17 protein-coding genes and 1 pseudogene are annotated in these 25,081 nt (G+C 44.2%); 9 read left to right on the top strand and 9 right to left on the bottom strand.

The features are described from left to right. The first annotated feature begins 350 nt into the window (after nt 1-350). The 9 genes and pseudogenes from ACUN2T_RS15940 (at nt 351) to ACUN2T_RS15980 (ending at nt 13,875) form a co-directional block, all read left to right on the top strand. Nucleotides 351-1,616, top strand: a complete 1,266-nt coding sequence (locus ACUN2T_RS15940) for an IS4 family transposase (RefSeq protein WP_445497895.1) — start codon at nt 351-353, stop codon at nt 1,614-1,616. A gap of 1,661 nt (nt 1,617-3,277) precedes the next feature. Continuing rightward, nucleotides 3,278-4,957 carry a ShlB/FhaC/HecB family hemolysin secretion/activation protein gene (locus ACUN2T_RS15945; RefSeq protein ID WP_445493979.1) on the top strand — a complete coding sequence of 560 codons (1,680 nt, stop codon included), beginning with the start codon at nt 3,278-3,280 and terminating at the stop codon, nt 4,955-4,957. 62 nt (nt 4,958-5,019) lie between these two features. Then, entirely contained in the window at nt 5,020-10,110 is a 5,091-nt protein-coding gene (locus tag ACUN2T_RS15950) for a DUF637 domain-containing protein (RefSeq protein WP_445493980.1), read from the top strand. After that, nucleotides 10,103-10,480: a DUF6853 family protein gene (locus tag ACUN2T_RS15955; protein WP_445493981.1), complete on the top strand. Its 378-nt coding sequence runs from the start codon at nt 10,103-10,105 to the stop codon at nt 10,478-10,480. Before ACUN2T_RS15950 ends, ACUN2T_RS15955 begins: the two co-directional genes overlap by 8 nt. 200 nt (nt 10,481-10,680) lie before the next feature. Further along, nucleotides 10,681-11,349 (top strand): hypothetical protein, encoded by a 669-nt coding sequence (locus tag ACUN2T_RS15960; RefSeq protein WP_445493982.1) that lies wholly within the window; start codon nt 10,681-10,683, stop codon nt 11,347-11,349. 1 nt (nt 11,350) lies between these two features. After that, nucleotides 11,351-11,539 carry a hypothetical protein gene (locus tag ACUN2T_RS15965; protein WP_445493983.1) on the top strand — a complete coding sequence of 63 codons (189 nt, stop codon included), beginning with the start codon at nt 11,351-11,353 and terminating at the stop codon, nt 11,537-11,539. Between the two features lie 313 nt (nt 11,540-11,852). Beyond that, nucleotides 11,853-12,371: an immunity 42 family protein gene (locus ACUN2T_RS15970; RefSeq protein ID WP_445493984.1), complete on the top strand. Its 519-nt coding sequence runs from the start codon at nt 11,853-11,855 to the stop codon at nt 12,369-12,371. 331 nt (nt 12,372-12,702) lie between these two features. Continuing rightward, a pseudogene (locus tag ACUN2T_RS15975) lies at nt 12,703-13,092 on the top strand (hypothetical protein); the annotation flags it as partial. Between the two features lie 378 nt (nt 13,093-13,470). Next, nucleotides 13,471-13,875 carry a hypothetical protein gene (locus tag ACUN2T_RS15980; protein ID WP_445493985.1) on the top strand — a complete coding sequence of 135 codons (405 nt, stop codon included), beginning with the start codon at nt 13,471-13,473 and terminating at the stop codon, nt 13,873-13,875. A gap of 1,294 nt (nt 13,876-15,169) precedes the next feature. On the opposite strand, the gene ACUN2T_RS15985 is transcribed toward ACUN2T_RS15980, so the two are convergent. The 9 genes from ACUN2T_RS15985 to pilV all read right to left on the bottom strand — a co-directional run bounded on the left by ACUN2T_RS15985 (nt 15,170) and on the right by pilV (nt 25,064). Beyond that, complete coding sequence (locus tag ACUN2T_RS15985) at nt 15,170-16,288, bottom strand: ATPase, T2SS/T4P/T4SS family (RefSeq protein ID WP_445493986.1); 1,119 nt, start codon at nt 16,286-16,288, stop codon at nt 15,170-15,172. 11 nt (nt 16,289-16,299) lie between these two features. After that, complete coding sequence (locus tag ACUN2T_RS15990; RefSeq protein WP_445493987.1) at nt 16,300-17,397, bottom strand: type II secretion system F family protein; 1,098 nt, start codon at nt 17,395-17,397, stop codon at nt 16,300-16,302. A 6-nt stretch (nt 17,398-17,403) separates the two neighbouring features. Further along, complete coding sequence (locus ACUN2T_RS15995; protein ID WP_445493988.1) at nt 17,404-18,966, bottom strand: GspE/PulE family protein; 1,563 nt, start codon at nt 18,964-18,966, stop codon at nt 17,404-17,406. A gap of 22 nt (nt 18,967-18,988) precedes the next feature. Then, nucleotides 18,989-19,528 (bottom strand): type IV pilus biogenesis protein PilP, encoded by a 540-nt coding sequence (pilP, locus tag ACUN2T_RS16000; protein ID WP_445493989.1) that lies wholly within the window; start codon nt 19,526-19,528, stop codon nt 18,989-18,991. Continuing rightward, on the bottom strand, nt 19,515-20,783 hold the full coding sequence (gene pilO2 / locus ACUN2T_RS16005) for a type 4b pilus protein PilO2 (protein WP_445493990.1): 1,269 nt from the start codon (nt 20,781-20,783) through the stop codon (nt 19,515-19,517). The genes pilP and pilO2 overlap by 14 nt, the downstream gene beginning before the upstream one ends. 36 nt (nt 20,784-20,819) lie before the next feature. Continuing rightward, nucleotides 20,820-22,421 carry a PilN family type IVB pilus formation outer membrane protein gene (pilN, locus tag ACUN2T_RS16010; RefSeq protein WP_445493991.1) on the bottom strand — a complete coding sequence of 534 codons (1,602 nt, stop codon included), beginning with the start codon at nt 22,419-22,421 and terminating at the stop codon, nt 20,820-20,822. 4 nt (nt 22,422-22,425) lie between these two features. Continuing rightward, nucleotides 22,426-22,767, bottom strand: coding sequence for a toxin co-regulated pilus biosynthesis Q family protein (locus ACUN2T_RS16015; protein WP_445493992.1), 342 nt, complete (start codon nt 22,765-22,767; stop codon nt 22,426-22,428). Nucleotides 22,768-22,850: 83 nt separating this feature from the next. Continuing rightward, nucleotides 22,851-23,393, bottom strand: a complete 543-nt coding sequence (locus ACUN2T_RS16020) for a hypothetical protein (protein ID WP_445493993.1) — start codon at nt 23,391-23,393, stop codon at nt 22,851-22,853. Nucleotides 23,394-23,441: 48 nt separating this feature from the next. Beyond that, nucleotides 23,442-25,064 (bottom strand): shufflon system plasmid conjugative transfer pilus tip adhesin PilV, encoded by a 1,623-nt coding sequence (gene pilV, locus ACUN2T_RS16025; protein ID WP_445493994.1) that lies wholly within the window; start codon nt 25,062-25,064, stop codon nt 23,442-23,444. Between the last annotated feature and the right edge of the window lie 17 nt (nt 25,065-25,081).

The raw sequence follows: 25,081 nt of genomic DNA on the forward strand, positions 1-25,081 counted from the left end.
TTTTGGTCGATCCACCAGTTGTTTTCTTTTCGGTGATGAGTTATCTGAGAGTAAAAAAACAGGTATCCATTAATACCAGATTTTAAAAAGGTACAGAATCACTAAAAACGGCATATTCCTTGTTATATTTAATGTATTCACCGACAATAAATAACTTTCCAAAATAGTGCTCCACTTCGTACAACGCTTTGTGTAGCAAGGGTTGTGCGCTATGCATAGCAGAGCGATAAGTTAGTGCTGCCTCATATACAGGCTCTTAAGCAGTAACTGTATATTTTAGATAGAAAAAAGGCTTCATTTATGATCTGATAATCGTCGCCAAACTAATACCAAAACCACGGATGAAGCCTGTGACGATTATCGCTATAAAACACCAATTAATGCAATTCTTCAGTGACGTTTCTTTGCAAAAAATGGCGCTTCGCTGCGGGTTTATTCAGCGCGTGAGAAATATCGAGCCTCATACGCTTATTCTCAGTCTTATCACAGCGCTCAGTTCGGGGAAAGTGACGTCTATAGCTCAGCTACACCAAAAATTTAATGGCCTGTGCCCCGATGAAAAACAACACGTTAGCTACCGTCCTTTTTATAATCAGCTACGGAAAGCGGCTTTTGTTGAATTTGTCAAAATATTGGTCAGGTTTGCCATGGCACAATGGGCTGAAAAGCACCTCGTCCTGCCCAAAAAACTCGCCAAATTTCAAAATGTTATTTTACAGGATGGCAGTTCATTTAAAGTCCATTCGGCACTGGCTGATGTTTTTCCTTGTCGATTTCAGGCAACCGCAGCGGCAGTGGAATGTCACATGACCTTGTCATTATTAACCCAGTCTCCCGTGAAAATGGCTGTTACTGCAGATACCGCCTCTGAGCGGACTCACCTGCCTATTCCGGCAACATTGCATGACCAATTATTATTAGCGGATGCCGGTTATGTCGATTTTGAGTATTTTGAACAACTCTCACGCTCAGGCGGTTCGTTTATTGTGCGGGGCGGTAAATCGCTTAATCCCCAAATAATCAGGGCACGCAATGGTCAGGGAAAAATCTTATCGAAGCTGTCCGATAAGCCCCTGAAATCCGTGACACGCAGAACGAATCGTTCTGAGGTGTTGGATCTGATTTGTCGGCGTAATGGCTATGAGTTTCGCCTGATCCGCCGTTGGTTTGCTGAAGAAAAACGTTTCTGTCTCTGGCTGACTAACTTATCAGTCGAGGAATTTACAGCCAATGACATCATGGATATTTATCGTTGCCGCTGGCAAATAGAACTGTTGTTTAAAGAACTCAAATCACACACGAACTGGCACCGGTTTACGACACGAAAAGAAACGTTGGTCACGGGGCTTATCTGGCTGAGCTTATTAGCGTTGTTGCTCAGACGCTCGCTGGCAAGGCGATTATTCCCAGCGGTTTCACTGCTTAAAGCGGCCCAAAATACGGAGATCTGGTTAAAACCCATAATAGAAAATCTCCTCCAAAGGGCATGGTCGGAAACGTGTTTTTGGCTGGAAAAAGCCAAAGTCTATTTATCCCAGAATGCATTCAAAACACCGCAAAGAAAGTCGTCTAAAAACAAAACATTGGATGCGTGTTTTGAACGACTTAATTCTTAAGATCCTGTATATGAGTGCTGCCTATCAAGCATCAGACTTGCACTACTCGGACATTAATCAAATAGACCAACTGTATCGGTATTATGAAAAGCTATTTATTATCCTCCAATTATTTTACATTTAACTGCCCTGCCATGACTATTTAAAAGAATGAAAACAGAGATATTAAAAATTTTATATAAAAGACGGTTTTAACTATTAAAAGAATGTTAATTAAGTTTAATCGAAACCCATTAACTATCACCATTAGCAGCGAGTTAAAAATAAACCAGAGAGAAAAAGAACATTATCTTAAAAACCTGATATAAATGTGATTTTTAGTCGTTTCTTTATAATAAATGGATAAAACGGTTAATCTGGCAGGATTTAAACACTTAAAAAAGAGGTTGATTATCCGAAAAAAAAATAAAAGAGTATCTTTATACCATCAAACTATTTACAGGTTGATTTATGAAGATAAAATAAAGGATTATGATTTATAAAAACTGCTCATAACTGCCAGTAAAACAGTGTCAGCAAAGATAAAATCAAGTATAATCAACGTTGATTAAACGTAAAATACAATATACCATAATGATTAAACTTAATAAAAAGCAAATGTAAAAGCAATAAAAACAACGGCTAAAACCTTATTACATCGATTAAAAAATGGACTTTAATAACAGTTTAAAACTTTTCAATTATAAAAATATCGGTAAAAAACAATTGGACTTATTAATGATTATATACCCAGTAAAAAAGGGTAAATAAGCATGTTAATTAGATGATATATTTTTAAAAATGAACCAACTTTAATAACTTTTTTAACCTGTAAATAAAATTTTTATCCGCCAGTTAAATAATCGAAAATGAAAAAAGGAGTAACAAAATCCACAAATACATGATTTAAATCACAGTCTCTTAAATCGCCAATTTAATCCTGTTTTACACGACACTATCCTGCCCAATGGCATTGCTTTTATATGGTTTTATTTAATTACCTTTAATGTGATTTAACGCTTAAATATCTGTTTAATCATTATAATATTTCTGGGTAATTAATTCCCCAAACTTTTCACTATTGTTAATTTAACAAGACATTATTAAATTAATTTACCGATTTATCTAAACATCATTTAAATAAATATGAGTGAATGGAGTTAAATTAAAATATAAAATCACATGACGAGCCTATATTAATGAAAACAGGATAAAAAGCGTAAAAAAAGATATCCTAAATATAAAATAAATCTATTTTTTAAAATTTAAACACTTTTTATTTAAATCTATGCCTTAAACCATTAAAAGCGCGTAAAATTTTGCAGACTTTTAGTCAACCAGTTTATTTAAAAACACCGCCAAACAATCAAATCACGCTTGAAAACTGACACCGCTACTCGCTTACCGGGCAACAAATGCGCTGGAGAATAGTCAGCAGGATGCCGCACACCTGCTGGATTTGGGACACAATACCATTAAGTAACTTAAAGAATTGATATTGATGTATAAGAGATTACCTTCATCCTTATCACCACTTTACAGCATTTAATATATCCCATTGCCCATTGTCAGGATTAAAGATCTAGACATTGATCGCATTTAACACTATCCATTCAGACGATAAATTAATACCACATTAGAATGGTTTAATAATGTCATTATCAAATTATTAATTATTACCTATGGGAAAATTACCGTTTTATCACCGCAGTCTGACCGGGCTTATTCTGCTGACAATCTCCGCACTGGCACAGGCGGCAATTCCTGTCAGCTCGGCGGATCAAGAAACCATCACGCAACAACAAAAAGCCTTGTTGCAGCAAGCCCAACAACAGCGGGAAGCGCTGCGCCACAATATCACCGTATCCCCATCCCCCGTTTTAACGCCGGATGCAGCTGAATCTGTTTGCCACACCATTCAACAGATTGAATTTGTGGGTGCAGAAAGCCTGTCAAGGTCAGTCAAACAGAACTTGACTCACCCTGACTTATCTCATTGCTTAACTTTGCAGCAGATTAATGCGCTGGTGCGTAAAGTATCGAATGCCTATATCGAACGGGGTTATGTCACTTCCCGTGCCGGCCTCAAAGCGCAGGATGTATCCTCCGGTACCCTCATGATTACCGTGAATGAAGGCAAAATTGAGTCAATCAGCCTTGATGATGAAACACCACGTTCACTCAAAATGGCCTTTCCGGGCATGATTGGCAAAACACTCAATCTGCGGGATATTGAACAAGGCATGGAACGCCTGAACCGCCTGCCCTCACAACAGGTCGCCATTGATATTCAGCCAGGAAAACAACCCGGTTATTCTGCGGTTATCTTAAAACGAACCTCGACGCGCTTACCGATCAGTGCCAGCTTGGGTGCGGATAACAGTGGTCAGAAAAGTACCGGCACCGGGCAAATCAATGCCAGTGTAAATCTGGATAATCCATTACATCTCGCTGATCAGTGGTCATTGTCTGCCAGCCATAACAGTGATTTTCGCCATAACCATCAAAACCGAAGCCTCACTTCTAATGTAACGATCCCTTATGGTTACTGGCTGTTCAGTTATCAGTACGCGTGGAATGATTCTTTTCAGAATATTCCGGCTGACTCGCAGGCCTATCGCTACGAAGGCGACAGCCAGACGCACCGGCTGGCAATAAACCGGGCGTTATACCGTGATGGCGAACAGAAGCTGGCGCTGGATCTGGGATTGACGCGCCGCCAGACGACCAATTTGCTGGCAGGAGAGAAATTATCCATCAGCAGCCCGACGTTAAGCGCTATCAACCTTGGCATTAATTACAGTTCAGTACTGGCCGGTGGCTATATCACGTTTAACCCGGCAATCAGCCACGGTTTACCGGTGTTCAGTGCGACAAAAGAGGATCCCCATTTCCCGGATGCACCACGGAGTCAATTCCGTAAATTTAGCCTGAGTGCCAGCTATTTTATGCCGGTCACGGATTCCATTTATTACCTCTCATCCCTTTACGGCCAGACCACGCCCGACAACCTTTACGCCAGCGAACGCCTCACACTGGGCGGACAATATTCCGTCAGGGGATTTAAAGAGCAATCTCTCACCGGCAACCGCGGCGGATATTGGCGCAATGAGCTGAACTGGCGAATCTCAGCGCTGCCTGTACTGGGAGAGCTCACCTTAACCGGGGCGCTGGATACGGGATGGTTACGAGGAAAAGCAGGACAAATTGATGGCGGTAATGTCACCGGCACCGCACTTGGTCTCGCACTGACTCACCGCCGATTCAATCAGGCGATAACTGTTGGTAAGCCACTCACTCACCCTGACCACCTGAAACCGGATCACTGGGTGGTTTACTGGTCTGCATCACTGATTTTGTAACAACGCAAGACATAACTTATTGAAACAAAACATTTCCATTGCAATAAAATAAGGACTGATACATGAGTCAACGTAGCACCCCTTTAACAAGGGCCACGAGTTATCTTTTAATTTACCTGACCGCCGTTTATCCCCTTCATCCGGCTATGGCGGCTGGGATAACGCCAGATAATAGCCAGACACAGGTACAACATCAGGGCAATGTCCCGGTTGTCAATATCGCCACCCCGAATGACGCCGGGATATCCCATAACACCTACCAAGCGTTTAACGTTGCCACTCCGGGGGCCGTGCTGAATAACGCCACTCAAGCAGCCCAATCACAACTGGCCGGGCAACTTAACGCCAACCCTAATCTGCATGGCAACGCGGCGGAACTGATTATCAATGAAGTCACCGGCAACGGGCGCTCTGAGCTGCAAGGTCAGCTGGAAATTGTCGGCAATAAAGCCAATCTGATGATTGCCAACCCTAACGGCATTACCTGTGATGGCTGTGGTTTTATCAATACTGCCAGTGCCACCCTGACCACCGGTAAACCCCAGTTTGACAAACAGGGCGCGCTGGAAGCATTGGAAGTTAAACAAGGCCAGATTACCATTGGCGGCAAAGGGCTGGATGGCAAAGCGACGGATTATGTCGATATCATCAGCCGGGCGACGGAATTACATGGAAAGATTCAGGCCAACACGCTCTCTCTGACGCAGGGCGCCAACCGCATCAGCTTAAAAGACGGCACGGTTAACCCGCTCACCGGAGAAGGCGCTAAACCGCAATTAGCCATTGATACCAAAGCATTAGGCGGCATGTATGCCAATAAAATCCGGCTTGTCGCCACTGAGGATGGCATTGGGGTTAATTTGAAAGAGATGGTTAGCGACCAGCGTGAGATTACTTTAAACGTTAATGGCAAAATTGAATTAGGCAATGCCAAGGCTAAAACCGACTTCAATATTATGGGCAAAGAAACTGATATTGCCCCGAATATTACCGTGCAAGCAGAGCGGGATATTACCCTGGCAAACACCACGCTGGAGAATAAAGGCAGCGTAACCGCTGGCCGGGATATGCGGGTATTCGGAGATACCGTGCGAAACACCGGTGATAAAGCCTTACTGCAAGCCAGCGATAATCTGTGGATACAGAAAGATGCGCAGGGGAATAAAGGTCAGTTAGTTGAGAACAGATCGGCGACGATAAAAACTGTAAAGGGGGATTTGGTTGTCAGGACTCATGAGCTGAATAATGCCCGCAGTCTCTATTTTTTTGAAAAAAGAGAAGTCGCTCCTAACCCGGCAGATAAAAATTTCAACATCCTCGAAGCACAACATAAACATGGACATAATTTAAAAAGTATGCAACCCAGTGTCCTCACATCGGGTGGAAATATTTATATTAACAGTGAGATATTATCAAATCAGGAATTGAGCAAAATTGAAGCCGAAAAAGATATTTTTCTGACAGGAAAAAAACTTTTAAATACAAGCAGAATATTGGAAGAGGCATCAGGGTATTTTAATCTGTTTGAATACTTCCCTCAGGACACTTATGTCTCTATCACCGATTCACTGAATACCCCTTCCGGTATTTATAAACTCTCGTCTAATAAGCTCCTGGAAAAAATCAACACATATCACCCATGGGATGATAAAAGTTATCATATTTTACCGCCGGGTGAAGTAAAATACGATATAAAAAAAGACAACCTTATTCTTGAACGGGCAAGTATCATCGCAAAAGGTAATCTTATCGCTGACTTTAGCGACAGCATTAATATTGATACTGACTACCCACGTAAATCGCCGCCCAGTTCAGATTTCTATTATGAGCTTCCCGCCAATAGTGAAAAACTGCCGGAAATACTGTCGGCTAAAAGTATCTTATTACACAGTGGAGAAATCACCCTCAAAGATAAAATCAACGCGGCTAATGATTTAAACATCATTTCTGAAAACGATATTACCCTTAAAAATTCAATACTTTCGACAGCCAATAATTTATCTATGGCTGCCGTCAATAATATCAATATCTGGCAAAGTGATATAAAAGGAAAGGATATCACCGCTATTAGCCGTCATGGAGATATTCTATTTCATAATGGTGATCAATTCGGTTATCTTTGGCGCCAACACAGTACCCATGATCATCCTGTATCCAATAAACTGGATGCTGTTAATAATTTAACTATCCACTCGGGTAAAAATCTCCTGTTACAAAACGTCTATTTACAACCGAGTAAAAATATCGCTCTGATAGCAAGTAATAATGTGACCGTAGAAAACCATGCGGACACCTATAATTTTGCAAAATTAAAGACAGCAAACAGGCATAACGCACCCATATCAGGGGTGTTAAATGCCCTTGAATCACTGACAATCCATGCTGGAAATACTATTTCCGCTAAAGGCTCAGATATCTCTTCGGGGAAAGATATTTATTTAAGCGCAGCAAAAGATATTGATTTGAGCTCCGCAGAATTAACCTGTCCAGATCATATCCTGCCGCTAGACTCAACAGAACTCAGCAGCAAAATCACCGCAAAGAATAATATCAGTATAATGAGTGGCGGGGATATTAATGGGAAAGCGGTTCAGATACAGGCTAACGGTAATACATTACTATCCGCCGGAAGAAATATCACATTACCGTCCCTGGCATATGCTGTAATTAACCCGGCTAATGATAACAACAAAGATGACCGACATATTATTGCTCAAATCCGGAGTGATAAAAAACTGACGATAGCAACAAATGGGACCCTCACCACCGTGGGCGCTCAATTGACTTCTGATGGTGATGTCACCCTCTCCTCCGGCGGCAATATGCGTTTTGAACCGGTTCAGAACCACACCTACCGGGAAGGTCACAGGGAATTCACCGAATCCGTGACTCAGCAGGGCACTGAACTGACCAGTGGCGGCATACTCACGGTTATCTCAACCGGCAGTATTCTTTTCCAGTCCACCAAACTGGCTGCTAAAGGGGCGATGGATATCGCGGCACAAGGCGGTTATCTGTACGCTCAGGCGATGGAAGAATCCAGTCACTATGAGAAAACAGAGACCAAACGTCGGTGGTATGGCAAAAAGAAAACCACCACACGCACCCGTCATGATGTCACGAACAAAGTGACTGAATTTACCGCCGGCGGTGATATTAACCTGTTAAGCCGGGATGACAGCACTTATGAAGCCAGCAAAATCACCACCCATCAAAATGCCAAACTGACCAGTACTCACGGTCAGGTTAATTTTAAAGCGGTAAAAAACAGCACCTTTGCGCAAACGATTACCCATTCCAAAGGGTTCTACATCAAACAGACAGATAAAGGCTACACCGAAAATAGATGGGTGCTTCCCGCTATTCATCTCGGTGGAAAACTCACCGTAGAAGCAGCCAACGGGATCAACGCGGATATTAAAGCCAAAAACGGTCAGTCGTTACAAAATGTTGTCTCCGTCTTTGGCAATACCCCGGAAACCGCCTGGCTGAAAGGGCTCAATGAACGTCAGGATGTGCAATGGAACTTAGTCAAAGACGCGTATGACCGCTGGGATTATAAGAGCCAGCATCTGAACCCGGTGGTTTCAGCGGTGATAGCGATTGCGGTGGCTGCTGTGACAGCAGGCGCAGGCATAACGGCTTCGGTGGCCGGGTCAGCCGCAGGCACGGCAGGTTCAGCGGCGACGGCAGCGGGGGCGACCGCCAGCACCGCCGCTACCGTGAGTTCAGTGGCTTACGGCGCGACGGCTTCCGGCATGGCGGCGCTGGCCTCTCAGGCAGCGGTCGCTCTGGTGGAGAATCAGGGAGACTTATCCAAAACCTTAAAGGCGATGGGCAGCAGCGACACGGTTAAATCCACTTTCACGTCCATGGCAATGGGCGGCGCACTGGCGGGCTTTGACACGGTGATGGGATGGGATAATGCGACAAAAGCCACCTTACCCCAACTGAGCAATCATGACTGGAGCAAAGTGGCTCAACGGGTCGCAGGCCAGTCCATTATCGGTGCCAGTCTGGGGACAACGATTAATGGCGGCAGCTTTAAAGACAATTTCACCACGGCTTTGCTGTCTAATATTGGCAGTCAGATTAATGCGGAAGGGGCCAATCTGATTGGTAATAACGGCCAGGTTCTTGGTGTGCCGGGTAAAGCGATCAGCCATGCTGCTGTATCCGCTTTGGCCGCTGAGATAAGTGGCGGCAATGCAAAAGGTGCCGCGGCTGGTGCTTTAGCAGCAGAACTGGCAGCGATAACACTGGATAAAACTTTCAGCGACCCAATGAGCATTCAGGCCGGGGGCAAAATTATCGGCGGCGTTGCCGGTGCGATTGCGACTCATAGCGCAGAAGGCGCTAACAGTGGAGCCAATGCCGGTGAAATCGTGATCCTCTTCAATCACCTGCATTCCATGAATGTTTACAATCTGACCAGAGAACTTCAAGAAGCCAATAAACAAGGCACCGCTACCGAAGCTATCTGGAACAAATACAGAGAACTGAGCGCCGCGCAACGGGCAGAAATGTTGTCTGACTGTGCCGGGAGCGGCGGGTTATGCACACTGACCTACCAAGCCGAAATGGAAGGTGGCATAAAAACAGCCGATGCCGTTAGTGGCCTGAGATGGATGTTTGACTTATCGGCGGAAGATGCTCAACGTCTTAGCCAGTTTGTGACCACCGAAAACCAAAACGATTTAGGGCTATTGTATAATTCATTGCCCGCTTGGGAAAAAGGTGCATTAATAGCCAAAGAAGCGGTAGAATCTGCCGGTATTGGTGGTGCTATTGGTAGTCAGGTTTCAGTTGCTTCGATTGTTGGGAAGAGTAAAAGCAAGCAACCCTATGAACCCAATAAAGGAGCTGTTGGTAATATGGGGGAATTTTTTAAGCAACCGGGGTTTGGGAATCAGATTAAGGATGGCACACTTAAAACCAGTAAGCGGTATCAAGGACAGAGTATTTATCAAGCTCAGGGTAAACTAGGTGAGATAATCAAGAAAGGCGATCAAATATATCTAGACGGTTCACATAAAAATCACCTTGAACTTTTTGATAGTAAAAATAATTTTAAGGCAGCCCTTAATTTAGATGGTTCAGTAAATGTGGGTAAGACCAAAGCTGGTCAAGGGAGGAAACTTAAAGTTGGCTGAAATAAACAAGTTAAATGACATAAAAACGGTTTTAGTCGAGCTAGCAGCGGCCTGCAATATCTCGAAAAATGAGCTTGATAATGATGGCAGCCTTGATTATTCGTTAAATCTGGATCATGAACTGCAAGATGAGCTTAAAAAATTGATATCCATGTTCGCAGTATCAAAAAAAGCCCTTGACCGAAATGACATGATTGCAGTTCAAACAGCATTAGTGATGGCTAGGATCTATGCAATGAATCTACGTAATTTTTTTGATGAAATCTTTGAAGACATAGAAATGATCGGTTGGACAGATCGATATGATTGGCCCAAAATTCCCGAAGATTACAAAATACCTGATCATTACAACTATCCATCCAAAAAATAACTCATAGCCCCAGCCACAGCTGGGGTTTCTTTATCTACTGGTTACTACTTACGTTGCCGGGGAAATCGTTATTTTTTTAATCATCTGCATTCCATGAGCACCTACAATCTGGTCAGTTTCAAGAGGCTAATAAACAAGGCACCTCTACCGAAGCCATCTGGAACAAATACGGAGAACTGAGCGCCGCGCAACGGGCAGAAATGTTGTCTGACTGTGCCGGGAGCGGTGGGTTATGCACACTGACCTACCAAGCCGAAATGGAAGGTGGGATAAAAACAGCCGATGCCATTAGTGGCCTGAGATGGATGTTTGGCTTGTCGGCGGAAGATGCTCAACGTCTTAGCCAGTTTGTGACCACCGAAAACCAAAACGATTTAGGGCTGTTATATAACTCACTGCCTGCCTGGGAAAAAGGTGCATTAATAGCCAAAGAAGCGGTAGAATCTGCCGGTATTGGTGGTAAAGTTTCTGTTGCTTCGATCATTAAAGGGAATAAATCAACGACTAACATAGGGAAAGGAAATAATGTACGTATTAATAATGAATCATCTGTAAGATCAAATAATCAGGTAACTATTCCCGAGTCACGAGTTGGACATATTTTCCGCAAATCGGAAGGGCACATTGCTGATACTTCTGAAAATAGAAAATTAATATTGGATGTTGCAAATGATAAAACAGCTATTTTAGGTAGTGATCGTTATGGTAACAATTGGTCTGCACGTATGTTGCCAGATGGAACTCAAGCTTGGGTTCAAACTCGTGGGGATACAGTGATAAATGCTGGGATAAATAACCCACCTAAATCATATGATCCTCAGGCGGGACTATCTTCGCTGAAGCCAAGAGGTAGTAAAAATGGAAAATAAGATGATTACAATAGAACAAGCTTATAAAGCTATGTTTTATTTTTTAGAGCATGAATATAAATTGACTAAATCGGATGATGTCGGTTGCTTATTGGGATCAATGGATTGGACGATCTGGGATGATTCATCCGGCCCTGCGGATCCAGCTATGTGGGAAGATTGGCTGGCCGCAGTCAAACGGGTTTTATAATAGATTAGCTCCCGACCAGAGAGTCGGGAGCTCCCCTTTTGGTTGTCAGTCCATCTCAGCTAGTTTGTGGCTACAGAAAACCAAAACGATTTAGATAGACAAGAAATTCCTAATGATGTGAAGAAAAGTTTTGGCTTACCTGGTAAATGGAGGTAGAAACTATGATTTTCGGTGATCCATATCGCTTTGCGATATTAGTAGAATATATACCCGTTATCTTTCAAGTTGCCTTTTTGTTGGCTGCACTCGCTCACCCCGGTCACATAGTTATCTATGCTCCCGGGGATTCACTCTCTTGCCGCCGCGATGCATCTTGAAATCCATAGGGTATATTCCCTATTGGAGTGATAGTTCATTCAAAAATGGATTATTCCATTTTTATATTAATGGAAAAATGTTCCCTGATGAACTAACCACCGCAACATTAAATGTGGATATTTTTTCTTTAGATGATAAAAATGCATTGGTTTCTTTTCCTGAAAATAAAGATGTATTTGATAAAGAAATCAAAGAAGCATTTAACATAATGTTAGGTATGATATCTCCTAATCTGGTTGATAGTAACAGTGATATACCTGAGGATTTTGAATCATCATATATTTATAAAGCTTCGACAGAGAATATTGATGACTTTGGTAGTTCTGTATTTGCTGTTTCTTACAATAATATTGTTAGAATCATCGGAGCAAAACGACGTATTTTGAGATATGATAATAATGGTCGTGGTTATTGGGAAAATATTCCTAACCCGAATTTTTATGAAATAAAACTTCATAAAAATGAAGTTAAAGAGATAATTGCTAATATGAAAAAATATTATATATCATTATAATATCTATATAGCCTCAACCTTGGTTGGGGTTGACTTATTTACTGATTATCACTTATTTATCAGTGAAATAATCCACAATTCTCTCTTTTGAGTTCTACACTAATACCTGTAATCTAACCAGAGAACTTCAAGAGGCCAATAAGTTAGTGGTCTGAGATGGATGTTTGGCTTGTCGGAAGAAGATGCTCATCGTCTTAGCCAGTTTGTGACGACAGAAAACCAGAACGATTTAGGGCTGTTGTATAACTCGCTGCCTGCCTGGGAAAAAGGTGCATTAATAGCCAAAGAAGCGGTAGAATCTGCCGGTATTGGTGGTGCTATTGGTAGTCAGGTTTCAGTTGCTTCGATTGTTGGGAAGAATCGTAATAATGTTAGTAGCGCAACAGCTTCGGGCAAAAATAAAGAAACTCAAATTTGGACAGAGACAAATAAAAAAGAACCTGTAGCAAACGCCTATGGTCACTGGGACAAACATAAAAATGAATTCCCTGAGTACCAAAACTCAAAACAATATGTTGAAGCTACCCATAATTTTGTTAAAAATCCGCCAAAAGGAACTTTAATCAAAGCTCGAGCTAACGGAGATACGTTGTATTACAATCCAACAACAAATATTTTCGCAGTAAAAAATGCAGATGGTGTGCCCAAAACTATGTTTAAGCCAAATCCGGCAGATCATGGACATAAAACAAATTTGGATTACTTTAATGCGCAGAAATAATAGATTATATATATGCCGTGTATGTGGAGCAGAACAGTTAGAGCCTCCATGGGGTGAAGATGGCAATTCACCAACATTTGATATCTGTGACTGTTGTGGAGTGGAATTTGGCTATGAGGACTCTACTTTAACAGCACTAAAAAATTACAGATCTAAATGGTTGGATAAAGGGGCAAGATGGAACTCCGAAAAATCCAAGCCAGAAAATTGGTCGTTAGAGAAGCAGGTATCAAATATACCCAAAGAATACTTGTGACATTCAAAAGACTGTAAATAGATTTATGTAATTTCCTGTTAATGAAATAATCACACTCACCCTGTTAGCGGTACGCTGGCAGGGTGGATACCCTCTACAATATTTAACATAGGGGCTATCAGGTGAAACTCATATCTCCGCAGTTTATTCGCCCTTTCGTAAATTTAGGCTGGCGGCAAAATTATCGACGGCGTTGCCAGGGAAATCATGATCTTCTTCAACCACCTGCATTCCATGAATGTTTACAATCTGTGACCACAGAAAACCAGAACGATTTAGGACTGTTGTATAACTCGCTACCCGCCTGGGAAAAAGGTACATTGATAGCCAAAGAAGCGGTAGAATCTGCCAGTATTGGTGGTGCTATTGGTGGTAAGGTTTCAGTTGCTTCGATTGTTGGGAAGAATAAACAATCTTATCAACCGAATAAAGGTGCTGTTAGTGATATGAGAGAATTATTTAAGCAATCGGGGTTTGGAGATCAGATTAAAAACGGTACACTTAAAACCACTCAATATAGAATGTAAGAATCGCTTTACAGATTTTTCATCTTTTAAACATAGTTTACTTTCTCTTTTTACTTTTTTTCCCTTTTTTGGCAATCAGAAAGCTGCTTTTTTCGGTGATTAGTTAGCTAAGAGTAAAAAAACAGATGCCCATTAATACCAGATTTTGAAAAGGTACAGAATAACTAAAAACGGCTTATTCCCTGTCATGTTTAATGTATTCACCGACAATGTTATCCTCCGGTTATTTTACATTTAACTTCCCTGCCATAACCATTTAAAAGCACTAAAACAAAGATATTAAAGCTTTTATATAAAAGACGGATTTAACTGTAAATACAAATTTTTAAAATGATGTTAATTAGATTTAATCGAAATCCATTAACCATCAAAAGAAAATTAAAAATAAACCAGAAAAAAGAATATTATCCGAAAAAATATAAAATGCTATCTTTATGCCATCAAGTAAAAACTACTCAGGATTGCCAGTAAAACAGCGTCAATAAAGATAAAATCGAGTATAACCAACATTGATTAAACATAAAACACAATATACCATGATGATTAAACTTAATAAAAAGCAAATGTTAAAAGCAGTAAAAACAACGGCTAAAACCTTATTATATCTATTAAAATAAAAGATTAAAGAATGGACTTTAATAACAGTTTAAAATTTTTTAATTATAAAAATATCGGCAAAAGACAATTGGGATTATTAATGATAATATACCCAGTAAAAAAGGTGTAAATAAGAATTTTAAATAGATTGATTAGATAATGTATTTTTAAAAATGAACCAAATTTAATAACGTTTTTAACCTGTAAATAAAATTTACATCAGCCAGTTAAATAACCGAAAATGAAAAAATGAGTAAAAAAATACGCAAATATATTATTTAAATCACGGTCTCTTAAATCGCCCATTTAACATTATTTTACACTATTTCTTCCTACCCAACAGCATTGCTTTTATACGGTTTTATTTAAATCGTTAATCTTTTTATTACCTTTAATGTGATGAAACGCTTAAATACCTGTTTAATCATTACAACCTTTCTGGCTGGTTAATCTGCCAGAATTTTCACCATTGTTGATGTAATAAGTCGTGATTAAATGAATTTACCGATTCATTTAAATTAACATCGGTAAATAGAGTTAAATAGAAATCTAAAATCACATGACAAGCCTATTTTAATGAATCCAGGATAAACAGCGTAAAAAAATATCCCAAATATAAAACAAATCTCTTTTTAAAAAGTTAAAAACTTTTTATTTAAATCTGTGCTTTGAACAGTCTGTAACACCAAACCCAACCTCAAATACGTGGCCTGAATTCACAGTGACCATTACCCTGCAAGCACAAGACATTCATGTTGTAACGATCATTCATAAACCCAGTCACTTCGCAAATTTCCGTCACCATTCGCCCCGGTTCTGTCGCAATCTTTTCTATCACGATCACCAGATTTACGCTTCTGGCAATCATCCAGCCGATCGTCCCGGGAGTAAAACCCTGCGCGGCTTCATCTTCATAAATGTAATGCGCCAATTTTTGCAACCCCTCCTCAGATGAGTTGGCATGCGTTGTCGTTACTCCTCCAGGGTGCCCGGAGTTCCAACTTTTGAGCAAAGTATAAGCTTCACCACCGCGAATCTCGCCTACCACGATACGGTCCGGACGCAAACGCATTGTCGTTCGCAGTAAGCGGCGCATATCCACATCCTTACTGGTTCGTAACAGTGCACGATTAGCATTGTTAAGCTGCAATTCCATTGTATCCTCAATCGCCACGATACGGTCACTCGGGCATTGCAGGCTAATCTCATGCAAAATAGTATTCGTCAGCGTCGTTTTCCCGCTACCGGTACCGCCAACGATCAAGATATTCTTGCGCATGATCACCGCTTCACGGATTGCCTCAATCGGGTGCTCAAAGCTGCGTTTGTGGATCGCTAACCCGGAAGTCTGCCGCAGGGCGGTAGCGCCTATCGGCTTAATAATGCCGCTTTTCCGGTAATCAGACAGCGATAATACAACAGGCGAGTGTTTGCGAATGGCAATAGCAGGCGCATTGGCAAGCGGAGACAATACGCCTGCAATACGGGCGCTGCCCAACGGGAATTCACCTTCAATCAGGCCCACATCGGTACCAATATCCGATTTTTGCAATAAAGCAGAAATCAGCAAAATCCGCGCTGCCGCCTCTGCCGGAAAATCGGATTGCGCTTCATTCATGTTCTGGTTATGCAATTCAATCCACAGTTTTCCATCTGGATTAATAATGATTTCCACCACATTCTTATCATCAAGCGCCTGGAGGATAACCGGCCCACAAGCTTGTTTAAGCTCATCCAGCATTTCCTCACGATATGCACTATCCGTTCCCTGAATTTCACGGGTTCCAGTTTCAATGTCCTGTCTAGTTTTCATCATTCATTTCAACGTTAAGCAGACGGTAAAGATAACGACTGTTCAATGGCATTTTCAATACCAGACACCGCCGTAACAACCAACATCAACATGCCACCAATCATCAGGATCGAAGCCAGCAGGAATCCGCGGGTGACTATCTGAACTTTGACTATCGTTTCATCCAGCCAGTGCCGGGCAAACTTCGCCATTGACTGATCAAAACCCTGCAATCGTGACAATAGCCTCAGATAACTGATCGCCTCGTTATCAGGAAAACGATAACCCGTATCGCGGAGCGCCTCGCCAAAACCAGCCCCCATTGAAATATGTTCAAGCGTGGCAGCAATACGGACATACAACCAACGCGAACCCGCCTGTTCCAACAGCAATTCCAGCGCCGATTGCAACATCATCCCTGAGCGGATCAGCAACGATACATTCAGTATGAACATGCTGCCATGAATGGTTCTGTACAGTGACCACGGCGGAAACCGGTCAAGCACCGTTCTCAACCGCCCGCCCAGAAAAGGCAATGACAATGACAACAGAACTATCAATATCACCAGGAATATCAGCGAATACAGCCCATAGTCATTAACAAATGTTCCCATCACATAAAGGGTATAAGCCGCGCCATCCCAGGTTTCCGGCTTAGAAACCGCCGCCAGTTTGGGAACCAGACTACCCGCCACAATGTGCAATAAGACGCATATCATTCCAATCAGCACCGCCGGATAAATAGAGGCACCGATAACCGCATTGCGGATCTTGCTACCCGCTTCGATCATGGCGATCGCATCCATGAAAGCACTATGTATGTCACCAGAGCGCTCGCCCGCAGCAATCACCGCGACTTCATTAGGACCAATCCATTGCTGCAAGCTGGCTGCCAAAGTGCAGCCCTCACTCACCGATTCATAGCAACTACTCAAGACCAACGCATAACCACCGTTGGGTTTCTGGCCTTCATTGCTGGCGACATTATACATTTCGCGTAATGCATCAATCAGCATGACTCGATTTTCCAGCATCATAATAAGATGCCCGTAGAAACGAATCCGCGCTTTCTTACCAAACTGTATCTTCGCCATTAGATAGTTCAGTCTTTCAATAAAATCGGTCAGGAACATGGTGTTTTACTCTATTTGATGGATCGGGGGGATAATCGGCCCCATAACGCGCTCTCCAGCACGAGGATCGATGATGCCGTCATTTATTTTGTGAATAAGTGCATCGATCTTGCTTAATCCGCCCATTTCCATCATCCAATACCGGGTTGCCCCGTGATGATGGCCGGTTCGATAAGCTTGCATTAAGCCCGGAGAAGTACGCACCACTTCAGCAACTACCGTTCGGCCCACGATGCCGCTCTGCTTGCAATAATCACAACCTTCCCCCTGTAGGCAAACCGATTCCGGCTGGCAATAAAGATTCAGCCGTTTTAACAGACGCCCAGAAATTTCCTGCTCATGCCCTTGTAAGGGAACTTTGCAACGAGGGCATAACACTTGAACCAACGATTGACTAACTAAACCAATCACCAGCCGCGAATCCATCAACAGTGATTCCATTACCGCCTCATCCTGCAAACGGGGCAGGATCGCTAAAGCATCGTTTGCATGTATCGTGGTCCAAATGAGATGGCCTGTCATTGCGGCGCGGAACGTCATCTTTGCGGTAACCGCATCACGTATCTCACCGACCATGATCACATCGGGATCGAGTCGCATCGCATCAGCGATTGCCATTGCCCATTCTTGTTCAACAACCACGCTATCACCACGATCGCCGGTTATGGGCGACTGATTGGCACCTTCAATCTCATATTCAGGTGGGTCTTCCAGTGTGAGCAAGTGAATCCCCGCTTGTTCAGCTATCAACTTCTGCATCACAACTTTCAGGGTCGTGCTCTTGCCGCTACCGGTCGCGCCGGACAAAAGGACGACCCCAGCCCGATGGTCCATCAGCTCTTCCAATATCTGACACTGTTCCGGCAAATAGCCCAAATCACTCAGGGTGCATACCGTACCGGGGCTATCCGCATACAACAATCTCAGTACCATTAACATGCCACGATCAAGCGGACGGGTATTAATCCGCGCCCCGGAAAGCCCGCATTCGGTAAGAAATTCATCCTTCATGCGTGCACGCTGTGCCTGCATCGGCTTAAACGTTGGCTCTGCTACGTCGCACATACTTTGGTAAATCGTCGCGCACAGCCGTAATCCTTCTTCCGGACGCAACTGCTCCACAGGCCGCAAATAACCATCAATACGACACCGGATCTCACAATAATTATGCCGGGCGACGATATGTAAATCCGACGCTCGCTCCTGCGTAGCTTCTCCGATTAAGCGAGTGATATACCGCTGAACATCGGACTCAGTGCCTCCCAACCCATGACTATGATGATGACTCTTGCTGAGACGGTACAACTCCAATATGTTCCCCATCCCACAGGTGACTATCTGATAAATGAAACCGTGTCTTTTAACCGTTTCCTCATAAGCCAGTACATGGGGATCAAGCCGGTGAGAGGCAGACACAGCAAGCACGCATTGCCCCTGTTGCTGAGGTAACTCAATCAGACATATCAAACTGCGATTCGCCAACTCTATTTCAAGTGCACCGCTCAGGGCGGATAACACTTTCGCCCCCTGCCTGACCATACACAGCAGATCGGAACTTGTTATTACCATAGGAATTTCCACCTATCAGCCACTAACGACTTAACGGCAACGGCGGTGCAACCATTAAATCCAGACTATCCAATAACGATGCATCATTAGTCGCAGTCAGTCCCACATCATAGAATCGTCCCTGTTTGGCAAAAGTGACCACACCGTTATTAATGCGGATCACTTTGTAACCATTCGGCAACCGCTCCCCGGCTTTCACATCCATAATGCCTCCCGAACGAAACCGCAGCGTGGCAATCAGCGCACTGTTGCGCCCAAAAATTGACTTAACTAAAGGCAGATCATTATTAGCCGCACCGTTTTTATTCACGACACTGGAAATTTTATCGAGTTCAGCCTGCGCATTTGCCCTGGCAGTCTCAGCTTTAAGTAACATCACCTCGGTCTGTAACTTTGCCAATTGTTCAGCAACACTGTCAGTTGTTGCCGCCGGCAATGCCGGTTTCTGCACAACGGGCTTTGCCTGAACCGCCGGGATCTCAGTAGGTGATGTTTGTGCATATGCCAGGGAAAATACCGACACCACAAATACACTGATCGTAAACTGACTAATTTTTTGCATAGAAAACTCCACTAAGCTCCCACTGAGGAAAACCATCAGATAACACAATTCTGGCACTGGTGACCCTCAATCCAGGGAGTGGCTTACCTGAAAATAAGGCATCTGGCGGTAATTGAGAAGAGAGCGTCCAGCTATAAGTCTGCCAGTCAGGGTTAGCCCACACATGAGTCTCTCCTTCTACCGTAGGAGGCGGTGGGGGTGGCAGAACAGAAACGCTTTCAGTTAAAACCGGAGGCGGCAAACCCAATGCCTGGAAATAAGATATTAATCCAATCAGCGCCTGATCTGACGACGGCAATGCGTCGTCGTCGCCTTCCGGCAGATCCTCACTCTGCTGATTGAACGGTATCAATACCTGTGCCTGCTCTCCCCCATTGGAAATCACAGGGCCAGACCGGAATATATTGATAGCAGCAACCTGAAAAATATTGATCGGCATCCCTTCATGACGCTGGTAGCTTACGGAAACCGTATCAGTATCCAGGAGAATGGATTCAATCTGCCAACCAGCAAGGGATAAGGGAACCCTGGCTAAGGCTCTCTTCCATGCAGAGAACTGCCATTCCATTCGTGGTTGTGCCAGCCACGGATGCGGCGGTGGAATTTCCACTTCGTTGGGGACATCCGGTATGATCAATACCGTATTCTGCTCATAATAGATGTGCCACCCCCACCAGCCACCGACCAGCAAAAGCACCAAACCCGTGGTCATGCCAAAGAGCTTAATTTGATACTTCGACATTTCACCCGTTAAACTTTCCAACTGACCAACAGATTTTTTCAATGCAGATTTCGACAACAACTGTACCAACGGCATCTCCGGCCACAACGATTCAAACTCTTTCGGTGCATAAATCGCATTCCATATCCCGTTAGCTCCCTCTACCAACTGGACCGTATCATGCAACTTCGCTTCGATCTCTTCGCGGGGTCCGATCAAGTCACGCCCAGCCATTATTGCGCCCTGATGTACCGCGACTAACGCATAATGTCCATCAGACAAACGAAACGCACCTATCCAGTTAGGTTTATCTACCACTTTGGCAAGGGCCGCAGCCAATGAATAATCACCCGGTGCCCCAGCCTCCTTGGGTATATAACCGACCTGAATACCTTGCCCGACACGATGCCGAACAGCCAAGGTAAACCCCGCCGCAATCCCATTTCTGCGCATGTTAGAACGCGCTAACACAGTTACCGGTGGTCGCCAGATGATGCCTGCCACCAGAGTCTTACCATATAACTTGATTTGCATGACGTGCTCCACGTCTGTCTCTGTCTTGGTCAACTTTCAATCTACCACTATAGGGGTAATCATGACCACGATCACATTATGATTCCTTTTACCCTCGCGACTTCCCCCCAGGAACTGATTATCCGGGCTGCCCAAGCCACTGCGTTCACTGGTATCCGACTGTTGCTCGAATCCTGACAGCACCAGGGTTTCACCTGAATGCAGCCGCACCTTCTGACTGAATGCACGTAAATCTATTGTCGGCAATTGCACCTGACCGGTCTCTTCCTTGCCAAATTTCGCCAGCTTTTTCAAATCGCTCAAACTAATGTTGTATTGCAACAATATTTGCTTGTCGGCCATGGCATAAGGCAACATCAACATATTAAAACCGGTCGTCACTGTCGCGGGTTCAATCCCCACCGAAGTCCCGATTTGTGGTGTCAGCGTGCTAGAAATTGATGAAACATAACCGGTCTGGGTTGCCACCTGCATCGGTACCGCCTGCAAATTCAATGTGGTAACAGAGGGTTGAGTCACTATGGATACTTTGCCTTGAGCCGATAGCGCCTTAATCAGCAAAGTGCTGTCACTGAAAGGTCCTTTAAGAATGTGGATATTCGTATTGATACTTCCCTCATCAATCGCACTCGAGTTCTTATCAACCAATCCGATGTGAGCGCTTTTATAAGCCAACGACCAATCGACACCATACTGATCATCCCGATCAAACGTCAGATTAAGGATCTTGACATTAAGCACCACCTGCGTAGTCAGCAATTTATTCTGCTGATCAATATAATCCTTCACTCTGTCGAGTATTTCAGGTGAGTCGGTTACCGCCAATGATGCCGTTGCCATAGACAAGGTTAGATTACCTTCATCCGGCGTCAGCATCCCTGACACCGTTTTTTGGATCTCATCCATCACTGAACGTGTCAACGATGTCGCAAGAGTTTGAGTACTACCGCTGTTACCACTATCAGTCCCACCGGCTCCACCACCGAACGTCGCACTGGTCGTCGCGGTCACGCTGGAAGACAACGCATCCGTACCCGGCAATGCATATATTTGAAACACCCTCGTCTCTGTTTTGAAAATAGACACTGCGCCATTATGTACTTTCCAATGCAACCCTGATGATAAAATGACTGAATCGAGCAAACCCGCCAGAGATCCATGCCAATTCACATTGATTTTCAACGCTTCCGGTTCACTGCCTTCAGATACTGACTGTGTACCTGAATTGACAACCACCACCCCCCCCTCACTTCCCTTTTCACCCGATGACGAGCTGGGATACGCCGCAAGCCGCGCATCAGCGCTGATCACTACCGGTACACCGCAAATCCGTTTGATCTTGCCGGCAAACTCATTCAACGTCATCGGCTCTGCTTCCTGCAAAGTCAAGTTACAGGAGACGGTTTCACTCTCCTTCTTCGATGGGATCTCCTTAGTTGACACCCAATAACCATGTTCATGAATATGCACCGCAGTGGCGGCGGCACTATTGCGTAATCCCTTAATAATTTCGGTCGCATTCGCCATCTCAGTATCCGCCTGATGATCGACCTTGTTGATTGCCGCACAACCTGACAGACCAGCAGCTATGCAAGACAGCAATATCAATCTGGGAAACGTCAAAAACTGGATATACATGTTATTACCCCTGAGCCTGTACATGAACAAGCCGCTGTTCCTGATAAATATCAACAGTAAAAGGACGGTTCGCCATCGTGTAAGCGTCGAATAGCTCACTCATCGCCTGAATAAACGTACCATTGAAACGCAGGCCAGCCCGGATCGGAAAATCATAAGAGGCATCCCATACCACTTCATAGCCGGACCTGCTCGCCCATGCTTGCGTAACATCACGCAGAGTTTGCCCCGGCGTTGCTGTCCACACCGTAGCCAAAGGAACCCGCGCTGGCACAGGTGTTGCGTAAACGGCGACATTCGATATACAAATAAGAGCCGTAAAAACATATGCGATTATTTTGTTCATTCGATCTTTCCAAAGAAAAAGAAGCAGCCAAAAAACCTATTAATCAACCAGTTACCCTAAATAACCCACTTACCGAACAGCAATTACAGTATTTCCACCAGCGCACCGTCAGACACAAATTTCCGCACACCATCGGGTAATTGTCTGGCAAGCGGGCTGCCTATTCGTTTTCCCCTGCCGTCGATCAGCCTGGAACCGTTCTTGAAACCGATCTGATCAGGTTCCGCCCCCCATCTCAGCAATTCCGCAAAAGCGCCATGTAGCAACACATTGTCACCGTAGCTGATATTTTTGCGGAAAATATAGACATGCGCCCCTGAGATAAATGCTCCCCAGAGACACTTGCCAGACTTGCCAGACTTGCCAGAAAAGTTGTCACACCAGGCATCGGTGTTCACCCACTCCATGTGCATTGCGGTCAATACCTGCCGCATCTTCCGGTGCCTGACCTCGCCCTGAACATGATGATTAAGCAGTTGCTCACTGGCTGAAGCATAACTACGAAACAACGCAGCCACATCCGTTCTGGCCCGCACCGATTGCACACGGACTTCATGCAATAACTGGCCGAAAATCAGTTGCATGAAAAATACGATGACAATCCCAACAATAGCTAATGACCACATTTTTGTTCTCCTGCAAGTTAAAGACAGCAGAAATTCACTAAACCAAATTCATTCATTCCAAATAACAAGGTGCACGGGAGCTGCCTGATCATCAGTTATCACTTCCCCAATTTGGTCGCTGTTTTTAGAAGCGTGAAACACGCTGGTAATGTTATATTTGCGGTGCGGCCCGGCAATGAATGTCACAGCACAAGTCCGGGTATTCTGTAGGTGTATATTGGCACTGCTTTCCAGATAATCCGCCAATCCAGAACCCTGAAAAACTAGCGGTAAATCAAATGGTTGACTGTTACCATTTTTATCCGCTTCATACACGGCTAATACGCAACGCATATGATAACCATCAGAAAATGGTGACGTGGAGGCAGTGACTCGCACCGGAGAACCCGAATTATTGAAGAAAGGCTGACTGTGTGCCTTACCACCACTGCTGGCATAATAGGTCGCTATCTCCCCCGTCAATTCAGGTTTCACCCCCGCCGCAGACCAGTAGCCGCTGCCGATGACCGCCTGTTTCGCAAACAACCTCCCGCCGCCTCCGGTAGCCTCTCTCCATTGCAAAGCCGGAATACGGGCGCTTATTTGCTGACACACCAGCAGTTCTCCCTGCTTACTCATGGAGACATTACCCAGCGCCGGACAATCACCACCGGCAAAGCTTCCGGTTTTGGTGTTTATCACTAAATTGTTGCCAACAACCACATCCTTATCTGCATGAACATCACCAACGGCCAAGGTACCTTTCCTATTAGAACTGGCGTTACCATCCAGGATAAACAACGTACCATGCGCCGGATTGACAACAATTTCGCCATCATCACCTTGCGCGACATAAGATTGTTTTTCCTGAAAACGGGAAGAAAAAACCACCTTATTCACACCATTAACAACACCAGCACCTTGCATCGACAGCGTATCCACCTGATCGAGTCTATTGCCGCCCATATTGATGCTGGTTTCCATCCGATTCCACTCAGGATGAGCGTCTATTTTTTGTCGGTGAAGCAAGTCACCGGCTAATGTACCGGGCCCATAGGTTGACGCGTCCCGGATGAACGGAGCATAAAAAATGCGTCCGATTTCATTAGGTTGCTCATGGAAGAAACCGGCAAAAGATTCAGGCGCATTAACCTGACCGTAGCTGTTCCAATAAGTGGCCGGATTATGACTGTCACGATCCCTGTAATCCAGGTAGAGACCACCAACCCCAATCAACTGCGCGATTCTCATCGAATGACCCGCAACATCCGGCGGCTTGCCGTCAGCCATTGCCGGTACGGTGTAAATCAACGGATCAATACGTTTCTTGCCATTGGGCAACATGACGACACGTAATACGCCATCATATTTCTGGCCTAGTGGATTGACCGTATTTTGGTCCAATCCCGGGGGTAAATAGGGGAGCATTTCTGCCCAATTGATGGGTGTCGGAGTGGGCCCCTGACTTAACGCGGTGTAATTATCATTCACATAATCCGCCACTGCATCGCCAAGATGCTGGATCTGCCCGGCAACCACCTGATTAACCAGCATATCACTCTGCCTGTTCAGATAAACCACACCAACCACCATCATTGACGCCAGCACCATCAGTGCAACCGTCACTTCCAGTAAAGTGAAACCTGCATTACGGCGGCGTATCGTTAATATGGACACAGATTCATCATGCATAAATAGCCCTTCTTAAA

Source organism: Photorhabdus machadonis (assembly GCF_052657765.1).

Excerpts from the sequence above, each read along its gene's own strand:
- ACUN2T_RS15990 (WP_445493987.1), bottom strand. The coding sequence starts at position 17,397 with ATGTTCCTGACCGATTTTATTGAAAGACTGAACTATCTAATGGCGAAG.
- ACUN2T_RS15965 (WP_445493983.1), top strand. The coding sequence starts at position 11,351 with ATGATTACAATAGAACAAGCTTATAAAGCTATGTTTTATTTTTTAGAG.
- ACUN2T_RS15985 (WP_445493986.1), bottom strand. The coding sequence starts at position 16,288 with ATGATGAAAACTAGACAGGACATTGAAACTGGAACCCGTGAAATTCAG.
- ACUN2T_RS15945 (WP_445493979.1), top strand. The coding sequence starts at position 3,278 with ATGGGAAAATTACCGTTTTATCACCGCAGTCTGACCGGGCTTATTCTG.
- pilV (WP_445493994.1), bottom strand. The coding sequence starts at position 25,064 with ATGCATGATGAATCTGTGTCCATATTAACGATACGCCGCCGTAATGCA.
- ACUN2T_RS15995 (WP_445493988.1), bottom strand. The coding sequence starts at position 18,966 with ATGGTAATAACAAGTTCCGATCTGCTGTGTATGGTCAGGCAGGGGGCG.
- ACUN2T_RS15960 (WP_445493982.1), top strand. The coding sequence starts at position 10,681 with ATGTTGTCTGACTGTGCCGGGAGCGGTGGGTTATGCACACTGACCTAC.
- ACUN2T_RS15950 (WP_445493980.1), top strand. The coding sequence starts at position 5,020 with ATGAGTCAACGTAGCACCCCTTTAACAAGGGCCACGAGTTATCTTTTA.
- pilO2 (WP_445493990.1), bottom strand. The coding sequence starts at position 20,783 with ATGCAAATCAAGTTATATGGTAAGACTCTGGTGGCAGGCATCATCTGG.
- pilN (WP_445493991.1), bottom strand. The coding sequence starts at position 22,421 with ATGTATATCCAGTTTTTGACGTTTCCCAGATTGATATTGCTGTCTTGC.
- ACUN2T_RS16020 (WP_445493993.1), bottom strand. The coding sequence starts at position 23,393 with ATGTGGTCATTAGCTATTGTTGGGATTGTCATCGTATTTTTCATGCAA.
- pilP (WP_445493989.1), bottom strand. The coding sequence starts at position 19,528 with ATGCAAAAAATTAGTCAGTTTACGATCAGTGTATTTGTGGTGTCGGTA.
- ACUN2T_RS16015 (WP_445493992.1), bottom strand. The coding sequence starts at position 22,767 with ATGAACAAAATAATCGCATATGTTTTTACGGCTCTTATTTGTATATCG.